This is a genomic window from Planococcus alkaliphilus (assembly GCF_057031095.1).
Window position 1 is genome coordinate 3,072,466 of sequence record NZ_CM168060.1, and the last position, 16,444, is coordinate 3,088,909.

Sequence of the window (16,444 nt, forward strand, 5' to 3'; positions counted from 1 at the left end):
TTGGAGATTGCGTGTCTTTTTTTGGGCCGAATTGTTTCAACACCCCAACAATTAGTGTAGAACCATAAAAAAGACGGGGATAGTTCCCCGCCTCACCGTACATGTTCAGTCCAACAAAATCTTATAAGCGGTCTTTTCGGTTGCGTCCTAAATCATCGACATCATGATCTTCATCAATATCCGCTTCTTCACGGCGAACTGTTTCGCTTACCGTCTCTGTATCCTGTACTTTACGTTTTCCAACGACGATTTCTTCACTCACTACATCAGTTTTCGATACATCGACGCGTTCTTCCGTGACTGGAATGTGAATGTTATCGCCTTCCTGGTAAGCATCTCCAGTCAAGCCGCCGTCTGTGCTTTCTTCATTTACCGGACGGCGCTCTACGTAAACTTCCTCCCGTTCAACCGGTACTTCGATGGTCTGTTCATCTTCGACTACATGCTTCCCTACATTCACTTCACCGGTCTGCACGCGGTCTTTGTTTACATGCAAGCGTTCTTCATGAAGACGCAGGCGCTCTTCTTCATCATGCGTATGGTCGCGGTTCAAATCATTGTCTGTTAAGCCACTAGACGTACGATCCGTATCTGTAAATCCACCGGTTGTCCGGTCTCGGTCAGTCAAACCGCCAGCAGTGCGGTCCGTATCGTCGAATCGGTCCGATCTATCCACTTCATTAGTCGCAGTGAAATCATTTGTATCCCGGCTTGGACGTGGCGTATCGTCGACCGTGTTGCCCGTACCTAATCCAAATCCGGTTCCGGTATCCCGTCCGACACCAGCGGTCTCATCATCAAGTCTTGAAGCAGCTGAAGTATCGTCTGAATCCACCATATTCCGTTCTCTATGAAAATCAATATCATTGGCTTCGTTCGTATCGACAGTCAAGCCGTCACGCGCAACGATTCCTGAATCCGAATGTCCAGTAGCTCTAGTGTTTTCTACAGTAGGATCCCCGTATACCGATCCGCCTGCCAATGTGCTCTTTCCTTCATCTCTGCCTGTGTAGTTCTCAGATGTGCGCGAATAATTATCGCCCATTTCCTTATCTACAAATAGCAGGATTTTTCCGTTCTGTACTTCGTTGTAATAGCGGTCAGCTTCATCGCCGTCCACACCTAAACCGTTAAATGCCTCGCGGACAGGTTCATTGCCGGATAAGAATCCCATGAATTTATCTTTCCAGTTGCCTTCTGTTGATTTGTAATCGACATCTGTCCGGCCCCGTACCATGGAAATCTGCTCTTTGTCACGTGCCATCACGTACATGTGATCTTCACTCGTGCCTTGCGTTTTCAGTTCCTCGATTTTTCTTAACACTTCTGTTTCATTGTCGAAAGTTCCCATAAACTTATTGTTAGCCATTTTTGATTCCTCCAATTTCAGTATGTGTAACTTGAAAAATCTTGCTTACAAAAGATTTACCCGTGCCTTGGCATCTCAAACATGCAAGAAACTGAATGAGCCATTTCGCCTAAACTTTAACAATCATTGAAGCATCATTCTTTAGAAAATATTTCAAAATAAAATACATAATGAATTTCAAAATTCTTTCTATTTATTTTCCATTTTTCTGTAACTTTTCATTTTCTGAAACGTCTGTATTAGTAAAGATAATGGCAGGGGGGGATTGTGTGCGCAATTTAGGACTGGCTCTATTATTATTTGGTTGTTTTCTACTAGTTTCCGGCTGTTCTGCAGAACCCGTTGCTTCCGAAAGCATCACTCCGCCGAAGCTGGATTACTCTACGCTACATATTGTGCAGCACCCCGCTGAACAAGCCATCTTGATTGAAGGCACTTATTTTGAAGTAGTTCCAACTAGCCGATTTACACAAACTTCTGGAGCACCGCTCGATCAGCAGCAGTTAAAACCAGGCGATTTGGTGGCTTTGACCGCTAACCGTGAAACGCCGGACATTTTGCCCGGCAAAGGCACTTTAATTTCCTTGGTCCGGTATGACGACGAACGCAGCCAAAGCATCAGCAAAGCGATTGCTCATGTGATTGAAAACCAAGACACCGGCGGCGATATCATTGCGCCTTCGATTAAAGCGGTCAGCAGCCACTCCGTCACATTTCAATTTTATGATTGGGGAAAAACCCGTAAATTCGAAGGCATCGTGAATATCGGCAGCTTAGCCTTCCAGATAAAAGAGCTATCCTATGCCCCCAAAAATGAAAACCCGTGAGCTTTATCAGCTCACGGGTTTTTTAGAATATACTCAAGTCCCACTCTTTTGAAATCTGGCGCAGCATCATTGTTCCAGCGGCACTATTTCCCTGGACATCGATCGCTGGCCCGTAAACACCGATGCCTGCTCCAGCGCGAAACTCATACGTCTGTGAATGGAGTTTAGGCGGAACAGCGGCCAAAATGCCTCCGGAAACGCCGCTTTTTGCCGGAATGCCGACATGGGCTGCAAAATTCCCGGAAGAATTGTACATGCCGCACGTCACCATCAATACTTTCGCCACTTGAGCGATTTCATCTGAAAAATGCTTTTCTTTCGTAATCGGATTAAATCCGTCATATGCGATGATTAACCCGATCAAGGCCAAATCTTGCGTACTTGTCTTAATCGAGCATTGGCGGATATAAATATCGAGCGCTTCTTCCACTTCGATTTCAAGGAAGTTCGCCTCTTTCAAGTAATAGGCGAGTGCCCGATTGCGGTGTGAAGACTTCCATTCGGAATCATAGACTTCCCGGTCCATTTCGAGCGGATGCCCCACCAGCTTTTCCAGAAATTCCAGTAAGTATTCGTATTTCTTTTGGCTGGTTTGCCCTGGCAACAAGGCAGATACGGTGATAGCACCCGCATTGATGAATGGATTGAATGGTTTATTCGGCCGGTGGATTTCAAAAGGAATGATGGAATTGAATGCTTCACCCGTAGGTTCAACATCAACCCGCTCTAGTACAAATTCCAAACCGTAATGGCAGCATACTGCGATAAACGATAACGCTTTTGAAATGCTTTGCAGCGTGAACTCCTGATCCGTATCCCCCGCACAATAATAATGGCCGTCTTCATCCACCATACAAATCCCTAGACGGCTTGGATCAACTTTCCCAAGCGCTGGGATGTATTGCGCAGTTGTCCCTAAAATCGCATGTCCTTTGTTTTCTTCAATCCATGCTTCCAATTGTTCCTGAATATGGGGGTTTCTTTGCATGTCACGCCTCCTTGCCTTCTAAAAATCCCCTTGTTTCCACAAGGGGATTTTTTTCTATAATTGGTCGTACCAAACTTTCGCTGCTTCCACTTCCGGCATCGTCAGTTGATGCCCGTAGTTTTCCCAGTGCAGGTGCACTTCTGCCCCTGCATCCTTTAATAAACGTTCCAAATCGGTAGACTCTTCCGATGGGCAGATCGGATCATTGGTCCCTGCTGAGATGAATACAGGAACAGCCGTTAAATCCGGTAATTCCGTTTCACGGTTTGGAACCATCGGGTGATGGAGAATTGCCCCTTTTAATGCATCCGAATAAGTAAACAGCAAATTTGCCGCTATATTGGCACCGTTAGAATAGCCGATCGCGATGACGTTTTTTCGGTCGAAGCCATGGTCTTTGGCCGCTTTGCCGATAAACTCGTGGAGCTCTTCCGTTCTCGCTTTCAAATCTTCCATATCAAAAACGCCTTCAGCCAAACGCTTGAAGAATCGCGGCATGCCATTTTCGGAAACGTTGCCTCGTACACTGAGTACAGAAGCTTCTGGATCGATATGGTTCGCAAGCGGCAATAAATCATTTTCGTTGCCTCCGGTGCCGTGCAATAATAAAAACGTCGGTTTTTTTGTGCTGGATCCTTGACGGAATACATGTTTCATCTAAATCATCCTCCTATTTCAGACACCTTACTTGTCTGTTTCCCTAATTGTTTTAAGTTAAACTTATCTCGAATTCGAGATAATTATATCATAAGGAAAGAATAAACCCAATAAGAAGCTCCTGTTCAGAAAAAACACCCGCAAGCTTTGCGGGTGTTTGAAAGAATTATTTGGCTGTTTCGAGCATCGCTTCTAAGTTTTCTTTTGTGAACAGATAGTTTTCATTGCAGAAATGGCATTGCGCTTCTGCCTGGCCATCTGTTTCAATCATGTCCTGAATTTCAACTGGCCCTAAGCTGATAATCGCATTATGAATCCGGTCGCGTGAACATTGGCATTGGAAATTCACAGGCATGTCGTCCAAGATTTTCACATTGTCTTGGCCCAATACTTCAAAAAGGATTTCCTCAGGCGTCATTCCTTGGCGTACCATGTTGGAGATCGTCGGAATTTTGCTGAGCCGGCTCTCGATTTCCGTAATAATCGTTTCACTTGTTCCCGGCATCAATTGAATGATAAAACCGCCTGAAGCTTGGATTGTGTTATCAGGATTGACGATAACGCCTACGCCTACAGATGAAGGCACCTGCTCAGAAGTAACAATATAATGCGTAAAGTCTTCGCCCAATTCACCCGAAACAATCGGCACTTGACCGACGAATGGCTGCAATAAGCCGACATCTTTGGAAACCGAAAGTGTGCCTTCCGTTCCGACTGCTCTTCTGACATCCAATTTCCCTTGCGCGTTTAAATCAAAATGCGTCTGCGGATTCGAAACATAGCCTCTTACTTCGCCTTTCGCATTTGCATCCACTAAAATAGTGCCGAGCGGGCCGCCGCCATTGATTTTGATCGTCAATTTCTCTTCGCCTTTCATCATGGCACCGAGCATGACGCTCGCTGTCATCGAACGGCCCAGTGCTGCTGAAGCGGTTGGCCACGTATAATGGCGGCGCTGCGCTTCACTTACCGTTTCGGTCGTACGTGCGGAATAAGCACGCACTTGTCCATCGTATGCTAAAGCTTTCACTAAATAATCATTCATCTATTTTCACTTACTTTCTTTTTTTTATTTAAATGGAGTTTGCTGCTTTTTCCTTGCGGACTTTGTCCGGTGTTACATCGTTTCCGAGCGGATCCAGCACGGTCAATCCGGTTACGGTATTTTCAACTTGCCCGCGGATTTCGCGCAGATAATCTTCCCGCAATACTTGCTGCTCGACTTTCTCAGCATTTGTCAGCCCGCTTTCACGGGATTTCTTTGATAATTCATTGATTCGTTTCAATTGAGGAATCACCTGATCCACTCCTTCCCTAATTCTAGGCAACCATTTTTCTTTGCACCCATTGCTGTAAAGCTTCTGTTTTCAGCAGAAATTGCTGCTCGTTCATCTTTTCCGCCAATGACGAAATGGTTTCCCGCTTCATGACCGATTTCCAAGCCACTTCCGCTTCTTCCATCAAATCCGTCAACAGGCAGCAGCTTTCCTCTTTTTCCAGTTCCAGCAAATCACCCAAAATGCCGCTGGATGAATAAAGCGACTGCCGGCCTTCTATCGCAAGATAGATATCGTAAACCGTGATAGCTTCCGGTCGTTTGTTTAGTTTGAATCCGCCTTTTACGCCTGGCACTGATGCAATGACATCTGCACTGACCAGTTTGCGAAGCAATTTTCGGAAATACGTGGGCGATGCTTTTAACTGCTGACTAATCGCTTCTCCCGGAAGTACGGCTTTATCCGGCAGCATGTTCAGCAGTAAAACGGCATAAACCGATTGCTCAACGCCTGTTTTCATATGCACATTCATCACCTCTGCTTTCTAAACGCGGACAATCATTATCCTCGTTATCACATAATAATTTATTTTAAAATGAAAGTAAATCAATTGAACTTGGAGACAGACGTGTGATTATCGAATGCTATATCAACCATAGAAAAAAACACCTGCAACAAATGCAGGTGTCCTCATACAATCATATAAAACTGGATAATGCGCCGTATGCCAACGCCAGAAGAATGACAAACGCCGGATGGATTTTCCGGATCTCCAGCATCCAGTAGCTAATGACAATTAAAATGACCGTTTGGACCCCTCCTGTTGTCCCGATGGAAGTGTTCACAAACTGTAAAGTCATTGCCCCCAATAAGACGGCAATGACCGGCCGAATTAGTTTCGTAATATTTTTGACTTTGGGCGAGTCTTTGTACTTCATTAACGTAACCATCAGCACAATCATCAATAATAATGAAGGAGCGATGGAAGCGAACAATGCCACAAAAGAACCGAGAACTCCACCTTCTGCATAGCCGATATAGCCGGCCATTTTTGTAGCGATCGGCCCTGGCAAGGCATTGGCGAGCGCCACCATTTCTCCGAATTCCTGAGTGGTCATCCAGCCGTAATTATCGACCACTTCTTTCTCCACAAGCGGAATGGATGACGGACCGCCTCCATATCCCAAGATTCCAGGAATGAAAAAAGCCAGGAAAATCGACCAATAAATCATTTGCGCTCGCCTCCTTTGCTGCGCGGAAGCAGAACGATGGCCAATAAAGCGACGATGAGAATGGCCGGATGGACATTCAGCACTTCCATGAGGATTGCGGCGAACACGACCAACAGCAAGGCGCGCGCCCAACCTAATGCTTCACCGGACTTTTTCAAGAAATCCCAAGTCATGACGCCAAGCATGACCGCAACAACCGGGACGACTGCCGCGGACATATTGTTGACCCATTCCACATCTTTATATTGCTGAAGCACCCCAAGCAAAAAAATCATCAATAAAACAGTCGGAACGACCGAAGCGAATATGGCGATCAGGCAGCCAACCAATCCATTTACCCGGTAGCCGACATAACCTGCGAGTTTTGTCACAATTGGCCCCGGCATCGTATTTGACAAAGCCAGCGTATCACCGAATTCATCCTTATCCATCCACTGGTAGTTATCGACCACTTCCCGTTGGAAAAGCGGAATGGAAGATGGCCCACCGCCAAAGCCAAGTATGCCGACGCGGAAAAAAGCGGCGAAAATATCGGCATTTTTTTTCATACGAGGTGTTTGGTTTTGACGGCTTTCATTTTTCTGTTTCTTTACCAAACAGCTATCGCTCCATCTGTCCGCGCTTCTGTTCCGCCGGCCAATACGCCCGTCTCTGGATTTCGCCAGATGATCTGTCCCCGCCCGAACGAACCGCTGTCCACAGCCAGTTGGATGGCATGCCCTTTTCGGCTCAATTCTTGCGCCAAGTAATTCGGGAAAGCCGGTTCCAGCAAAATGGTTTTTCCGCCCAACCATTGCCAGCGCGGCATATCGAGTGCCGCCTGCGGATTCAGTAAATGATCTATCGTATTCGTCACCACTTGGAAATGGCCTTGCGGCTGCATGTAGCCGCCCATCACACCGAATGGGCCGACCGCTTTTCCATCTTTCGTCAAGAAACCGGGAATGATCGTATGGAAAGTCCGTTTGCCGCCTTTCAGCGCATTTGGACGCTGTTCATCCAATGAAAAATCTGCCCCCCGGTTCTGCAAAGCAATTCCGGTTCCTGGAATGACAATGCCTGAACCAAAGCCCATATAATTGCTTTGTATGTATGAAATCATATTCCCTTCTTCATCCGCAGCAGACAAATAAACGGTGCCGCCTTTCGGAAGTTCATAAGGTACGGGATCAATCGCCGTTTCCCCAATCGCTTCCGCCCGTTTTTTTGCATATTCTTCTGATAATAAATGCTCCGCGCTCACCGGCATCGCTTCCGGTTCCGTGATGAATTCCTTGCCGTCCGTAAACGCCAGCTTCATCGCTTCAATTTGCTCATGGTACGTTTCAGCTGACTGCCATTTCGGCTTGTTTAGATTTTTATAGATATTCAATGCCATCAAAGCCACCATTCCTTGGCCATTCGGTGGAATTTCCCACACGTCATATCCCCGGTAATTTGCAGAAACAGGCGCTACCCATTCAGGCTTAAATGCCGCAAGGTCTTCTTTTGACAAGAAACCGCCATGCTTCTGCATGAACGCATCTATTTGGTCTGCAAGCTTGCCGCTATAAAATGAACGGCTTTCCGTTGCCGCAATTTCACGCAAAGTTTTCGCATGTCCTGGAGATGACCACATCTCTCCAATTTCCGGAGCTTTTCCCTGAGGCGCAAATGTATCAAACCATGACTGATATTCTTCTGCCGTAAATTTAGTTTTGAAAGATTCGTACGCCGCTTTCCAGTACTTGCCGAGAATTGGCGTGAGCGGATAGCCTTCTTCCGCGTAGCGGATCGCTGGTTTAAACAGCTCCGAAAAAGGAAGCTTGCCAAATTTTTTCGACAGTTCAGCCCAAGCTGCCGGCACGCCTGGCACGGTAATCGGGATCATCCCATGAACCGGCATTTCTTTGTGCCCTAAGCTTTTGACCGCTTTAATGGAAATATTCTTCGGGGCAGGCCCTGAACTGTTCAAACCATGCAATTTATCTTTTACCCATACAAGTGCAAATGCATCGCCGCCAATGCCGTTTGATGTAGGCTCGACAACCGTTAATGCTGCGGCAGCTGCGATGGCCGCGTCGATGGCATTGCCGCCATTTCGCATGATCTCAATCCCCGCTTGGGCAGCAAGCGGCTGTGAAGTTGCCACCATGCCTTTTTTCGAAAAAACGGTCGTTCGTTTCGAATCAAAAGGATGCTGTAAGTAATCCATGTAAATCTCTCCACCTCTCGCATGCAATGGTTTTCAGCTTTGTTTCATGAAATTCGTACACGTAATGCCCGGCGACACTTCAAATTCGTCTTGTTCCATAAAACCGAAAGACCGGTAAAGGTTTTTGGCAGGCTCATTGGCTGTCCCTGTACTGACGATAAACTTCCGCCCCCCATATCTCATCAACAAATCTGCAAGCAGTTTCTTCGCGATTCCTTGCCTGAAAGAATCGGGATGAACGACCAAACGGTAAATATCAATCAAATCTTCTTCATCCACATATGATATAAAACCTTTTAATTTCTCTTCTTTAAATCCAATAAAGCTTTCCCCGCTGTTTTGTATATCCTCAATTGATTCCGTTAATTGCGGAATTCCGTGAAAACCCATCAGCTCGGCTTCGACAAGGTAGGCCGGCTGTTGAATGCGTTGGATATTTTCCGCAGTTTCTTCATTGCGATGGTTTAATTTACAAATCACAACCCCACCTCCATGACTCATTTTAACATTCGCATCAAGAGGATAAAGCACTTATTGCAATATTAGGAAAAAAGAACAGAAGCGTTATTGGCTGACGAAGTGCAAGTCTTTTAAATGGACGCTTAGCTTCACCTTTTCCCCAATGGAAACTGCTTCTGCCTGCCTGCTGGAAATCGAACATTCCAGCTCGATGTTTTCTGTTTGGACGATGCAAAGATAAAATCCATGGTTGAATCGCAATTGCTTTACGGTTCCTTCGAAGAAAATCTCCTCAATTGTCGGCTGCACCGTTAAATCAGTGGCAAGTTGCAGCCTTTCAGGATGGATGACCAAATGGATCATCGAAGATTCTCCTTGACCCGCTATCGCCACTTGCAAGCCGCTATTTTCCACGATGAAATTGCCGGCTTCCACGCTTCCTCTTAAGATGTTTTTCAGGCCGAGAAAAGCTGCAACTTGAGCGCTAGCCGGTTTTTCGTATAATTCCTTTGCCTCTGCTACTTGCTGCAATTCCCCGTCGCTCATCACCCCGATTCGGTCAGAAAGGTGGAAAGCTTCTTCACGGTCATGCGTAACAAATATGATAGTCGTTCCAAATTCTTTATGGATGCGGCTGAGCAAGTCCCGCATTTCTTCCCGAAGACTCGGATCGAGGGCGCTGAATGGTTCGTCCATCAGTAGGATGCGCGGGTCCGATACGAGAGCTCTTGCGAGTGCTGCCCTTTGTTGCTGGCCGCCGCTCAGTTCATTCGGAAAACGTTTCCCGTAGCCTTTTAAACCGACATGACCGAGCATTTCAAGCGCCCGTTCAATCCGTTCAGCTCGTTTCACTCTTTTCATTTTCAAGCCGAAGGCAATATTGTCTTCCACATTCATATGCGGAAACAATAGCGGCTGCTGAAAGACCATTGCAAAGTTCCGCGCTTCCGAAGGAACATTTGTTATATTTGCTTCGCCTACCCAAACTTCTCCGCTATCCGCCTGCTCCAAACCTGCCAGCAATTTTAATAGCGTCGTTTTGCCGCAGCCGGATGGCCCTAAAAGCGAAAAGAATTCGCCTTCTTCTATCGTTAAATGAACCGGTTTAAGTGAAAATGCCGGGTTCTCTTCTTTCTTCCTCTCTCTAAACTTTTTTTCAAGCTGGGTAATGCGCAGCTGGTTCATTCCCTCACTCCTTTAATGGCGGCAGCAGCCTGTTTTTTCTTATAATACCTTTTCAATGCCAAATCCAGGATCAGCAAGGCGACAATGGCCATCCCTGCAAAAAGCAAGGAATAAGAAGAGGCAATCGCCGGATCCCCGCCGCTGATAAATGGAAATAGCAGGATTGGCAAAGTCATCACTTGGCCGCTGCCAATAATGAAAGTGATCAAATACTGGCTTAAGGAAATCAAAATGCTCAAACTGGCTCCTGCAGCGATACCTGGCATCAAATGCGGAAGCACGACATGATAAAAACGTGAAAACGGGCCTGCCCCCAACATTCTCGCTTGGTTTTCCCAATCAACTGATAACGTGCTGTAGCTGGTTATTGCACCCCGTACAACATAGGGAAGCGTCGGCGAAATATGGGCAAGAACCACACCAAAAATCGTTTCGGTCAGACCTATACGCAGAAATGTTAAATGGATTCCCATGACTGCTACAAAAGGCGGGATAACAATAGGCGCAAAAATAATCGCTTCAAACAGCCATTTCCCTCTTAGCGGGTAACGCACAAACGCATTAGCCGCTGGCACTGCGAGAATGATGTTAACCGCCGTTACGATAAAAGCGATCAGCAAACTGACGCCAATGGCTTGCCAAGTGCTTGAATTGCCGAATAGCACATAATCCCATGCACTAAGACTAAAGGATTCCGGCAAAACGTTTGGCCATATCCAATTATAGGAAAAACTCGTCAGAACGAGTGGAATAAATGGGAGAAAGATGAACATGAGCAAGAAGAGAAACAGGAATATTTTTGCGGGCAGGTGATTTTTTTTCATCATTCCCACCCCTTCAATACGTTCCAGCGCTTGCTGAAATAATAGGCGATGAGCCCTAATAGAACAGTGAGCAGCGCCAAAACGAGATTAACAGCCAAAGCTTCCGGCCGGTCGGCTAACGTTCCGCTCGAATAGAGCTGATAGGAATAGACCGGCAGCATGCTCGGATAAGTGACACCTAACAGAAAAGGCACTTCAAATGCAGAAAACGTGAAGACGAACACGATAAAGGCGGCTACCGTCCAAGCAGGCAGGATAGCAGGAACAACAATTTCACGGATATAATCCCGATTTTTTGCCCCGTACACGCGCGAAACGTCCCGCCATTGCTTATGAATTCTCGCTAGCACCGGATATACCATCAAAGCGACAAACGGCGCTTCTTTCCATGCATAAGTCAATATGATCCCCCATCCAAACGAATCATTGACAAGCACCGGAAAATCCGGGATTTGGTCAATGACACCTATCGCCACCAAGATTTTCGACAAAAAACCGCTTTGCATGAACAACAGGACAATGACGTATCCCCCAACTAGATGCGGGATGGTCAAAGGCAATTGAAACAAACGATTCCAAAAGTTAAGTGCCCTTGATTTCGATGTTTCCTGAATCATAAAGAGAGCCACAGCCACAATGGCCCCTAAAATCGCGGATATGGCAGCAGAAAGAGCGGCAATCCGAATGGTGACGATTAGGGAATCCCAAAATGCATCGGATTGAAGAAGACTTGAATAGGCCTTCAGTGAAAATTCGGTTTCGCCAATCGCCGGAAAATAGCCTAAACTTTTCAGAAAACCGTCAAAAAGCCCTCCAAAAAACAGGAGGACTATGGTGATGATGGCGGGAAAGAGCAAAAGATACGGTTTAATCTTTCGCAACATTTTCCATCCACCCTTTTTCAATCACTTCGATATAATCAGAGGATAATTCTGGCAAGCGATTCCCTTCCAACTCTTCCAGCGGCAAAGTCGCCGTACCAAAATCCACTTCGTTCATGGCCTTTTGCTGCTCGGCAGATAGCTTCTCGAAATCCAACGCAGACAGATCTCCCCAATTCTCTGGAGACAGTTTCGCAGTCTGAGCTTCCGGAGACAGCATTTCATTGATCGCCACTAATGCTCCTGCTTTATCGGAAGAGTTAAATGGAATCGATAGGAAATGGGTGTTTGCCAAAGTCCCGCCTTCCAATAGGAAGGTCTTGGTCGATTCCGGGAATCGGCCTTTCATGACTTCACTTGCTGCAAGCGCCGGATCGTAGCTCATGGTCATCGAAACTTCGCCGCTTGCATACAATTGGTCCAGTTTCGCCAGGCTTTCGGGGTAGGTTTCGCCTTCCCGCCATAAATAAGGTTCAATCTCATTCAAATATTGCCACATTGGCGCTAAACGCTGTTCCAAATCTTCGATATCCGCTGCCGGCTGCTGGTATTGCTCATATCCGCCAGTTGTTTCATAAAGCACGTGGCGAATAAATGCGCTGCCTGTAAAGTCTGGCAGTGCTGGATATGTAAACTGGCCTGGATTCTCTTTGACCCATTCTGCCAGTTCATCCATGGATTTTGGCGGCTCGGCAGCTTTCTTTTCATCATGGACAAAAACAAACTGTGCTTTGCCCCAGGGTGCTTCAAGACCTTCTACCGGTTCTCCAAAATCCTCTGCCACTTCAAGTGCATCAGGATCTATGTATTCATTGAAGTTGGGCAATTTTCCAGCAAAATCTCCCCACAGCAATTCATTGTCTTTAGCTGCCTTGAAATTTTCTCCATTAATCCAAATGATGTCGATGCTGCCTTGTTTCTTTCCAGCTGATTTTTCATCCACCAATTGGTTGATAAAATCCTGGGCATCATTGACTGGTACGCGCTGCAATTCCACATCATATTCTTTCTGCAAACGGGGAGCCACCCATTCATCCAAATAACGATTGATGTTTTCGTTTCCGCCCCACATATACATATTGACTTCTTGCCCGCCAGCTTCTGTCGCAATCGTTTCCCAATCGCTAGCCAGCAAATTGTCTGTCTTGTTTGCAGCCGTATCATTTGCTTCGTTTGAACATGCCCCTAAAGCCAGCGCTAATAACCCTGCTGCTGCCAATGCTAACTTCCTCATCTTCCCACTTCCTAAACTTTGATAATTACATTTTGTCCGCCATGTCTCCCGCTTTGTTCCAGCGGTTCCGAAGGAGGACCGAAACGCTTGTTAAAAGAACGAATACCGCTACGGCTCCTGCAATAATTGCCGGGTTCCCGCTGATAAAACTGCTGCCCAAAAAGTTTAATGCAAAGGTACCCGGAATGATCCCGACAACTGTAGCGACTGAGAAAGGGATAAACCGTACTTTTGCAATTGCAGCCGAATAGCTCACCAAGTCAAAGCTGAATCCTGGAAATAGGCGCAATGCCAATACGTAAAAAAAACCATTGCGCTCCATCTGCAATTGGATTTTCTTCATATTTTCCGGCCATTCTCTTTTGCCTAAACTTATACCTAATTTTTTAGCTGCCATAAAGGAAAGCATCGCGCCGAGCGAAGCTCCAATTATGGTATAAAAAGTTCCCATCCACGGGCCGAAGGCTAAACCTCCGGCTATGGACAGGATTGAAGCAGGAAAAAACACCAATGGCCTAACCGTGTAAACTGCTATATAAATAAGCGGCGCTGCAATTCCAAAAGAAAGAATCCAGCTGCGGACTTCATTTACATCAAGTTGAAAGACTGAGCGGCTTACCCAATAAACCGCTGCAATCGCTAAAATGGCTGCCAACCACAGAAAAACCTTTGGAAATTCCAAGTGGTTCATGCGTTTCTTGTATGCGTAGAAATGCTGAAATAGCGGTTTCTCATTTCATTATAGCGTTTGCGGTTAACGCCGGCATCTGAATAGCCTACGCGAGAAGCGGACCGGAACTCAATCTGCTGTGCTGCATCATTGAAATAAAATTCGATATCGTCTTTGAACTTCATCGTTTTGGATCTTGCCACTGCATAAACGTAATTGTCGTCTTCTTGGAGAACCGTAACACCTTCAAATCCTTTCAACATCCCCATCAAATTCTTTTTCGCTTGGCTCTTGCTGCCATTGTACGGCAAAGCCGCTACATATTTCTCAAGATCCAGCGCTTGGGAGGAAACTGCGTTCGGGGTAGAAGGAACTTCCTTCAATCGTCCACCCTCAACCCCTAGCTTCGGTTTCACATTGTTTTTCACAGCCATTGTAGCCACAGCGGATCCTGCTGCTATTGCTGCAGTCGCCAACAAGCCTTTAGCCGTCACTGGGTTTTCTCCATCTTTCGCTTTATTGAATGCCTTCACAACCGGTTGGTTTAATAAATTATCCACGTAGACTTTCTTGCCGATTTTCACCAGCACTTCGCTGTAAGTCGGATACGGGTGAATGACACCGGATAATTTCCCTAAGTTAATATGAAGCGTTTTAATGGTTTGAATTTGGCTGATGATTTCGCCGGCACGATCCCCAAGCACACTTGCGCCTAGGATAAAGCCTTTTTTATCCAGAATGATTTTCACTTTTCCGATGCTGTCTTTCTTGGTGTTTGCACGGTCTAGATGCGCATAGTCATGCTCGTATATCCGGATGGAATCCCCATATTTTTCACGGGCTTCTTCTTCTGACAGACCAGACCGGCCTAATTCAGGATCCGTATATGTACACCACGTCACATGTTCGTAATCCATTTTTTTATTGATAGGCAAGATGGCGTTTTGCGTTGCCGTGATTCCTTGCGTGTTAGCCATATGGGAAAGTTGGTAAGGGCCGACTACATCACCGATTGCATAGATCCCTTTAGCCGTCGTTTCCAAATGGTCGTCAACTTGAATGCTTTTCGAATCGTATTCAACACCCGCTTTATCGAGCCCATAGCCTTCTACATTCGCTTTTCGGCCAAGCGCTACGAGGAGGCCTTCGCCTTCCACTTTCATTTCTTTGCCGTCTTTGTCGATATGCAATGTGATATTTTCGCCATTCTGTTCCGCTTTCACAGCTGTTGCCGACGTATGAATCATTACCCCTTCATCAATCAATCGCTGCTGCACCATTAATACCAATTCTTCTTCGTCTTTCGGCAAAATCCGTTCCGATTTTTCCACTAAAGTGACTTTCACGCCTAAACGGTTCAAGGCTTGGCTTAATTCGACGCCAATTGCTCCGCCGCCTAGAATGGTCATCGTTTTCGGGAAAGACTCAAGCGTAAAGATCGTTTCATTGGTTAAATAGTCTACCTGATCCAACCCGTCAATTGGCGGAACCATTGGCGATGAGCCTGTAGATAAGATGAATTTCTTCGCTTCCACCCGCTCGCCGTTTACTTCAACAGCGTGGGAATCCAAAAATTTCGCGTAGCCATTGATGAAATCAATGCCGGATTCCTGTAAAACTTCCGGCGATTCCCCGTCGTATACTTTTTGGATGATTCCTTTAATATCACGCAATACCTTGGCCGTATCCACTTGAAGATCCGGCGTATACTTTTTCGCATGATGAACTTCTTCTGCAATATTGATCAAAGACTTGCTTGGGATACAGCCAGACCATGTGCATTCTCCCCCTGGAAGATTTTTATCAATAAGTACCACTTTTTTTGAAAATCCAGCGGCTGTAAAAGAAGCTGTCAAACCTGCCGCTCCTGCTCCAATGACTGCAATATCGTATTTTTTTACCATTTCTGATCATTTCCTTTCTCTTATCCTTTTTTATTTGATTGACTTAACAATTCGTATTTCTCTGATCCTTTTTTCCGTAGCCGGAAGCAAGATTAGAGGTTTGAAAAGAAAAGCTATACTATACTAAAACTATCTTAAAAACGAAAAGGTGAAATCCATGCTTGATACCCATGCCCGAAAACATGTTCAACCCATTGTCGAGAAGACAGCCGATGCCCTACTAAAACTGGGCTTTACAGCTAACGGCGTAACAAAAATAGCCTTTGCCATCGGGATATCATCCGGCCTCCTCATTTACTTGGATAAGCCTATCCTCTCGGTCATCGCTCTTTGGCTGTCTGGATATCTGGATGTTGTTGACGGCACGATGGCACGTAAAACGAAGCCCTCGCCTTGGGGTACTCTGCTCGATATCAGTTTTGATCGTTTGGTGGAAATCGGAGTGATTTTGGGGCTTGCTTTTCGCTTTCCCGATTCGATGTGGGCATTGCTGCTCCTATGTGCTTCCATTGTCATCGCCATGACCATCTTCCTGACAGTCGGTGCCTTATCCGACAAAAAAGGAATGAAATCCTTCTATTATCAAGCTGGTTTGGCTGAACGGACAGAAGGCTTTATACTCTTTACCCTAATGATTCTTTTTTCAACATATTTAACAGCAATTACGCTAATTTTTTTCGCAATCCAGATTTTCACGATTTCTCAACGGCTGGCAGAAGCTAAGCGAATTTTGAAATAGGAAG

At 45.9% G+C, this 16,444-nt stretch carries 18 protein-coding genes; 2 read left to right on the plus strand and 16 right to left on the minus strand.

The genetic code is table 11. The annotated features are described in order from the left end of the window. Positions 1-121 precede the first annotated feature (121 nt). A complete protein-coding gene (locus AC2EXB_RS15995) occupies positions 122-1,369 on the minus strand; it encodes a DUF2382 domain-containing protein (RefSeq protein ID WP_483602309.1) in 1,248 nt (415 codons plus the stop codon). 269 nt (positions 1,370-1,638) lie between these two features. On the opposite strand from AC2EXB_RS15995, the gene AC2EXB_RS16000 reads away from it, so the two are divergent. Further along, positions 1,639-2,196 (plus strand): hypothetical protein, encoded by a 558-nt coding sequence (locus tag AC2EXB_RS16000; protein WP_483602310.1) that lies wholly within the window; start codon positions 1,639-1,641, stop codon positions 2,194-2,196. A gap of 22 nt (positions 2,197-2,218) precedes the next feature. On the opposite strand, the gene AC2EXB_RS16005 is transcribed toward AC2EXB_RS16000, so the two are convergent. From AC2EXB_RS16005 to AC2EXB_RS16075, 15 genes are all read right to left on the minus strand, one after another. Next, a complete protein-coding gene (locus AC2EXB_RS16005; protein ID WP_483602311.1) occupies positions 2,219-3,184 on the minus strand; it encodes a glutaminase in 966 nt (321 codons plus the stop codon). A 54-nt stretch (positions 3,185-3,238) separates the two neighbouring features. Beyond that, positions 3,239-3,841 (minus strand): alpha/beta hydrolase, encoded by a 603-nt coding sequence (locus AC2EXB_RS16010; RefSeq protein ID WP_483602312.1) that lies wholly within the window; start codon positions 3,839-3,841, stop codon positions 3,239-3,241. Between the two features lie 166 nt (positions 3,842-4,007). Further along, positions 4,008-4,886 (minus strand): Hsp33 family molecular chaperone HslO, encoded by an 879-nt coding sequence (hslO, locus tag AC2EXB_RS16015; RefSeq protein ID WP_483602313.1) that lies wholly within the window; start codon positions 4,884-4,886, stop codon positions 4,008-4,010. Between the two features lie 28 nt (positions 4,887-4,914). Further along, positions 4,915-5,139 (minus strand): DUF896 domain-containing protein, encoded by a 225-nt coding sequence (locus tag AC2EXB_RS16020; RefSeq protein ID WP_235197232.1) that lies wholly within the window; start codon positions 5,137-5,139, stop codon positions 4,915-4,917. A 22-nt stretch (positions 5,140-5,161) separates the two neighbouring features. Next, the gene (locus AC2EXB_RS16025; RefSeq protein WP_235199330.1) at positions 5,162-5,644 is read right to left on the minus strand and encodes an RrF2 family transcriptional regulator; all 483 of its coding nucleotides are present in this window, start codon (positions 5,642-5,644) and stop codon (positions 5,162-5,164) included. A 172-nt stretch (positions 5,645-5,816) separates the two neighbouring features. After that, positions 5,817-6,350 (minus strand): chromate transporter, encoded by a 534-nt coding sequence (locus AC2EXB_RS16030; RefSeq protein WP_483602314.1) that lies wholly within the window; start codon positions 6,348-6,350, stop codon positions 5,817-5,819. Further along, positions 6,347-6,898: a chromate transporter gene (locus AC2EXB_RS16035; RefSeq protein ID WP_483604772.1), complete on the minus strand. Its 552-nt coding sequence runs from the start codon at positions 6,896-6,898 to the stop codon at positions 6,347-6,349. Before AC2EXB_RS16035 ends, AC2EXB_RS16030 begins: the two co-directional genes overlap by 4 nt. Positions 6,899-6,939: 41 nt before the next feature. Beyond that, positions 6,940-8,544, minus strand: a complete 1,605-nt coding sequence (locus AC2EXB_RS16040) for a gamma-glutamyltransferase family protein (RefSeq protein ID WP_483602315.1) — start codon at positions 8,542-8,544, stop codon at positions 6,940-6,942. Between the two features lie 33 nt (positions 8,545-8,577). After that, the gene (locus AC2EXB_RS16045; RefSeq protein WP_483602316.1) at positions 8,578-9,024 is read right to left on the minus strand and encodes a GNAT family N-acetyltransferase; all 447 of its coding nucleotides are present in this window, start codon (positions 9,022-9,024) and stop codon (positions 8,578-8,580) included. A gap of 84 nt (positions 9,025-9,108) precedes the next feature. Next, positions 9,109-10,188: an ABC transporter ATP-binding protein gene (locus AC2EXB_RS16050; protein WP_483602317.1), complete on the minus strand. Its 1,080-nt coding sequence runs from the start codon at positions 10,186-10,188 to the stop codon at positions 9,109-9,111. Beyond that, complete coding sequence (locus AC2EXB_RS16055; protein WP_483602318.1) at positions 10,185-11,012, minus strand: ABC transporter permease; 828 nt, start codon at positions 11,010-11,012, stop codon at positions 10,185-10,187. The genes AC2EXB_RS16050 and AC2EXB_RS16055 overlap by 4 nt, the downstream gene beginning before the upstream one ends. After that, the gene (locus AC2EXB_RS16060; RefSeq protein WP_483602319.1) at positions 11,012-11,896 is read right to left on the minus strand and encodes an ABC transporter permease; all 885 of its coding nucleotides are present in this window, start codon (positions 11,894-11,896) and stop codon (positions 11,012-11,014) included. Before AC2EXB_RS16060 ends, AC2EXB_RS16055 begins: the two co-directional genes overlap by 1 nt. Beyond that, positions 11,880-13,127 carry an ABC transporter substrate-binding protein gene (locus AC2EXB_RS16065; protein ID WP_483602320.1) on the minus strand — a complete coding sequence of 416 codons (1,248 nt, stop codon included), beginning with the start codon at positions 13,125-13,127 and terminating at the stop codon, positions 11,880-11,882. Before AC2EXB_RS16065 ends, AC2EXB_RS16060 begins: the two co-directional genes overlap by 17 nt. Before the next feature lie 25 nt (positions 13,128-13,152). Next, positions 13,153-13,782 (minus strand): TVP38/TMEM64 family protein, encoded by a 630-nt coding sequence (locus AC2EXB_RS16070; protein WP_483602321.1) that lies wholly within the window; start codon positions 13,780-13,782, stop codon positions 13,153-13,155. Between the two features lie 32 nt (positions 13,783-13,814). Continuing rightward, a complete protein-coding gene (locus AC2EXB_RS16075; RefSeq protein WP_483602322.1) occupies positions 13,815-15,701 on the minus strand; it encodes an FAD-dependent oxidoreductase in 1,887 nt (628 codons plus the stop codon). Positions 15,702-15,858: 157 nt separating this feature from the next. Between AC2EXB_RS16075 and AC2EXB_RS16080 the strand changes: the two genes are divergently transcribed. Then, positions 15,859-16,440: a CDP-alcohol phosphatidyltransferase family protein gene (locus tag AC2EXB_RS16080; RefSeq protein WP_483602323.1), complete on the plus strand. Its 582-nt coding sequence runs from the start codon at positions 15,859-15,861 to the stop codon at positions 16,438-16,440. Positions 16,441-16,444 lie beyond the last annotated feature (4 nt).

Bases quoted from the DNA above. Each gene is read 5' to 3' on its own strand.
- AC2EXB_RS15995 (WP_483602309.1), bottom strand. From the start codon at position 1,369: ATGGCTAACAATAAGTTTATGGGAACTTTCGACAATGAAACAGAAGTG.
- AC2EXB_RS16005 (WP_483602311.1), bottom strand. From the start codon at position 3,184: ATGCAAAGAAACCCCCATATTCAGGAACAATTGGAAGCATGGATTGAA.
- AC2EXB_RS16010 (WP_483602312.1), bottom strand. From the start codon at position 3,841: ATGAAACATGTATTCCGTCAAGGATCCAGCACAAAAAAACCGACGTTT.
- hslO (WP_483602313.1), bottom strand. From the start codon at position 4,886: ATGAATGATTATTTAGTGAAAGCTTTAGCATACGATGGACAAGTGCGT.
- AC2EXB_RS16030 (WP_483602314.1), bottom strand. From the start codon at position 6,350: ATGATTTATTGGTCGATTTTCCTGGCTTTTTTCATTCCTGGAATCTTG.
- AC2EXB_RS16035 (WP_483604772.1), bottom strand. From the start codon at position 6,898: ATGAAAAAAAATGCCGATATTTTCGCCGCTTTTTTCCGCGTCGGCATA.
- AC2EXB_RS16040 (WP_483602315.1), bottom strand. From the start codon at position 8,544: ATGGATTACTTACAGCATCCTTTTGATTCGAAACGAACGACCGTTTTT.
- AC2EXB_RS16050 (WP_483602317.1), bottom strand. From the start codon at position 10,188: ATGAACCAGCTGCGCATTACCCAGCTTGAAAAAAAGTTTAGAGAGAGG.
- AC2EXB_RS16055 (WP_483602318.1), bottom strand. From the start codon at position 11,012: ATGAAAAAAAATCACCTGCCCGCAAAAATATTCCTGTTTCTCTTCTTG.
- AC2EXB_RS16060 (WP_483602319.1), bottom strand. From the start codon at position 11,896: ATGTTGCGAAAGATTAAACCGTATCTTTTGCTCTTTCCCGCCATCATC.
- AC2EXB_RS16065 (WP_483602320.1), bottom strand. From the start codon at position 13,127: ATGAGGAAGTTAGCATTGGCAGCAGCAGGGTTATTAGCGCTGGCTTTA.
- AC2EXB_RS16075 (WP_483602322.1), bottom strand. From the start codon at position 15,701: ATGGTAAAAAAATACGATATTGCAGTCATTGGAGCAGGAGCGGCAGGT.
- AC2EXB_RS16080 (WP_483602323.1), top strand. From the start codon at position 15,859: ATGCTTGATACCCATGCCCGAAAACATGTTCAACCCATTGTCGAGAAG.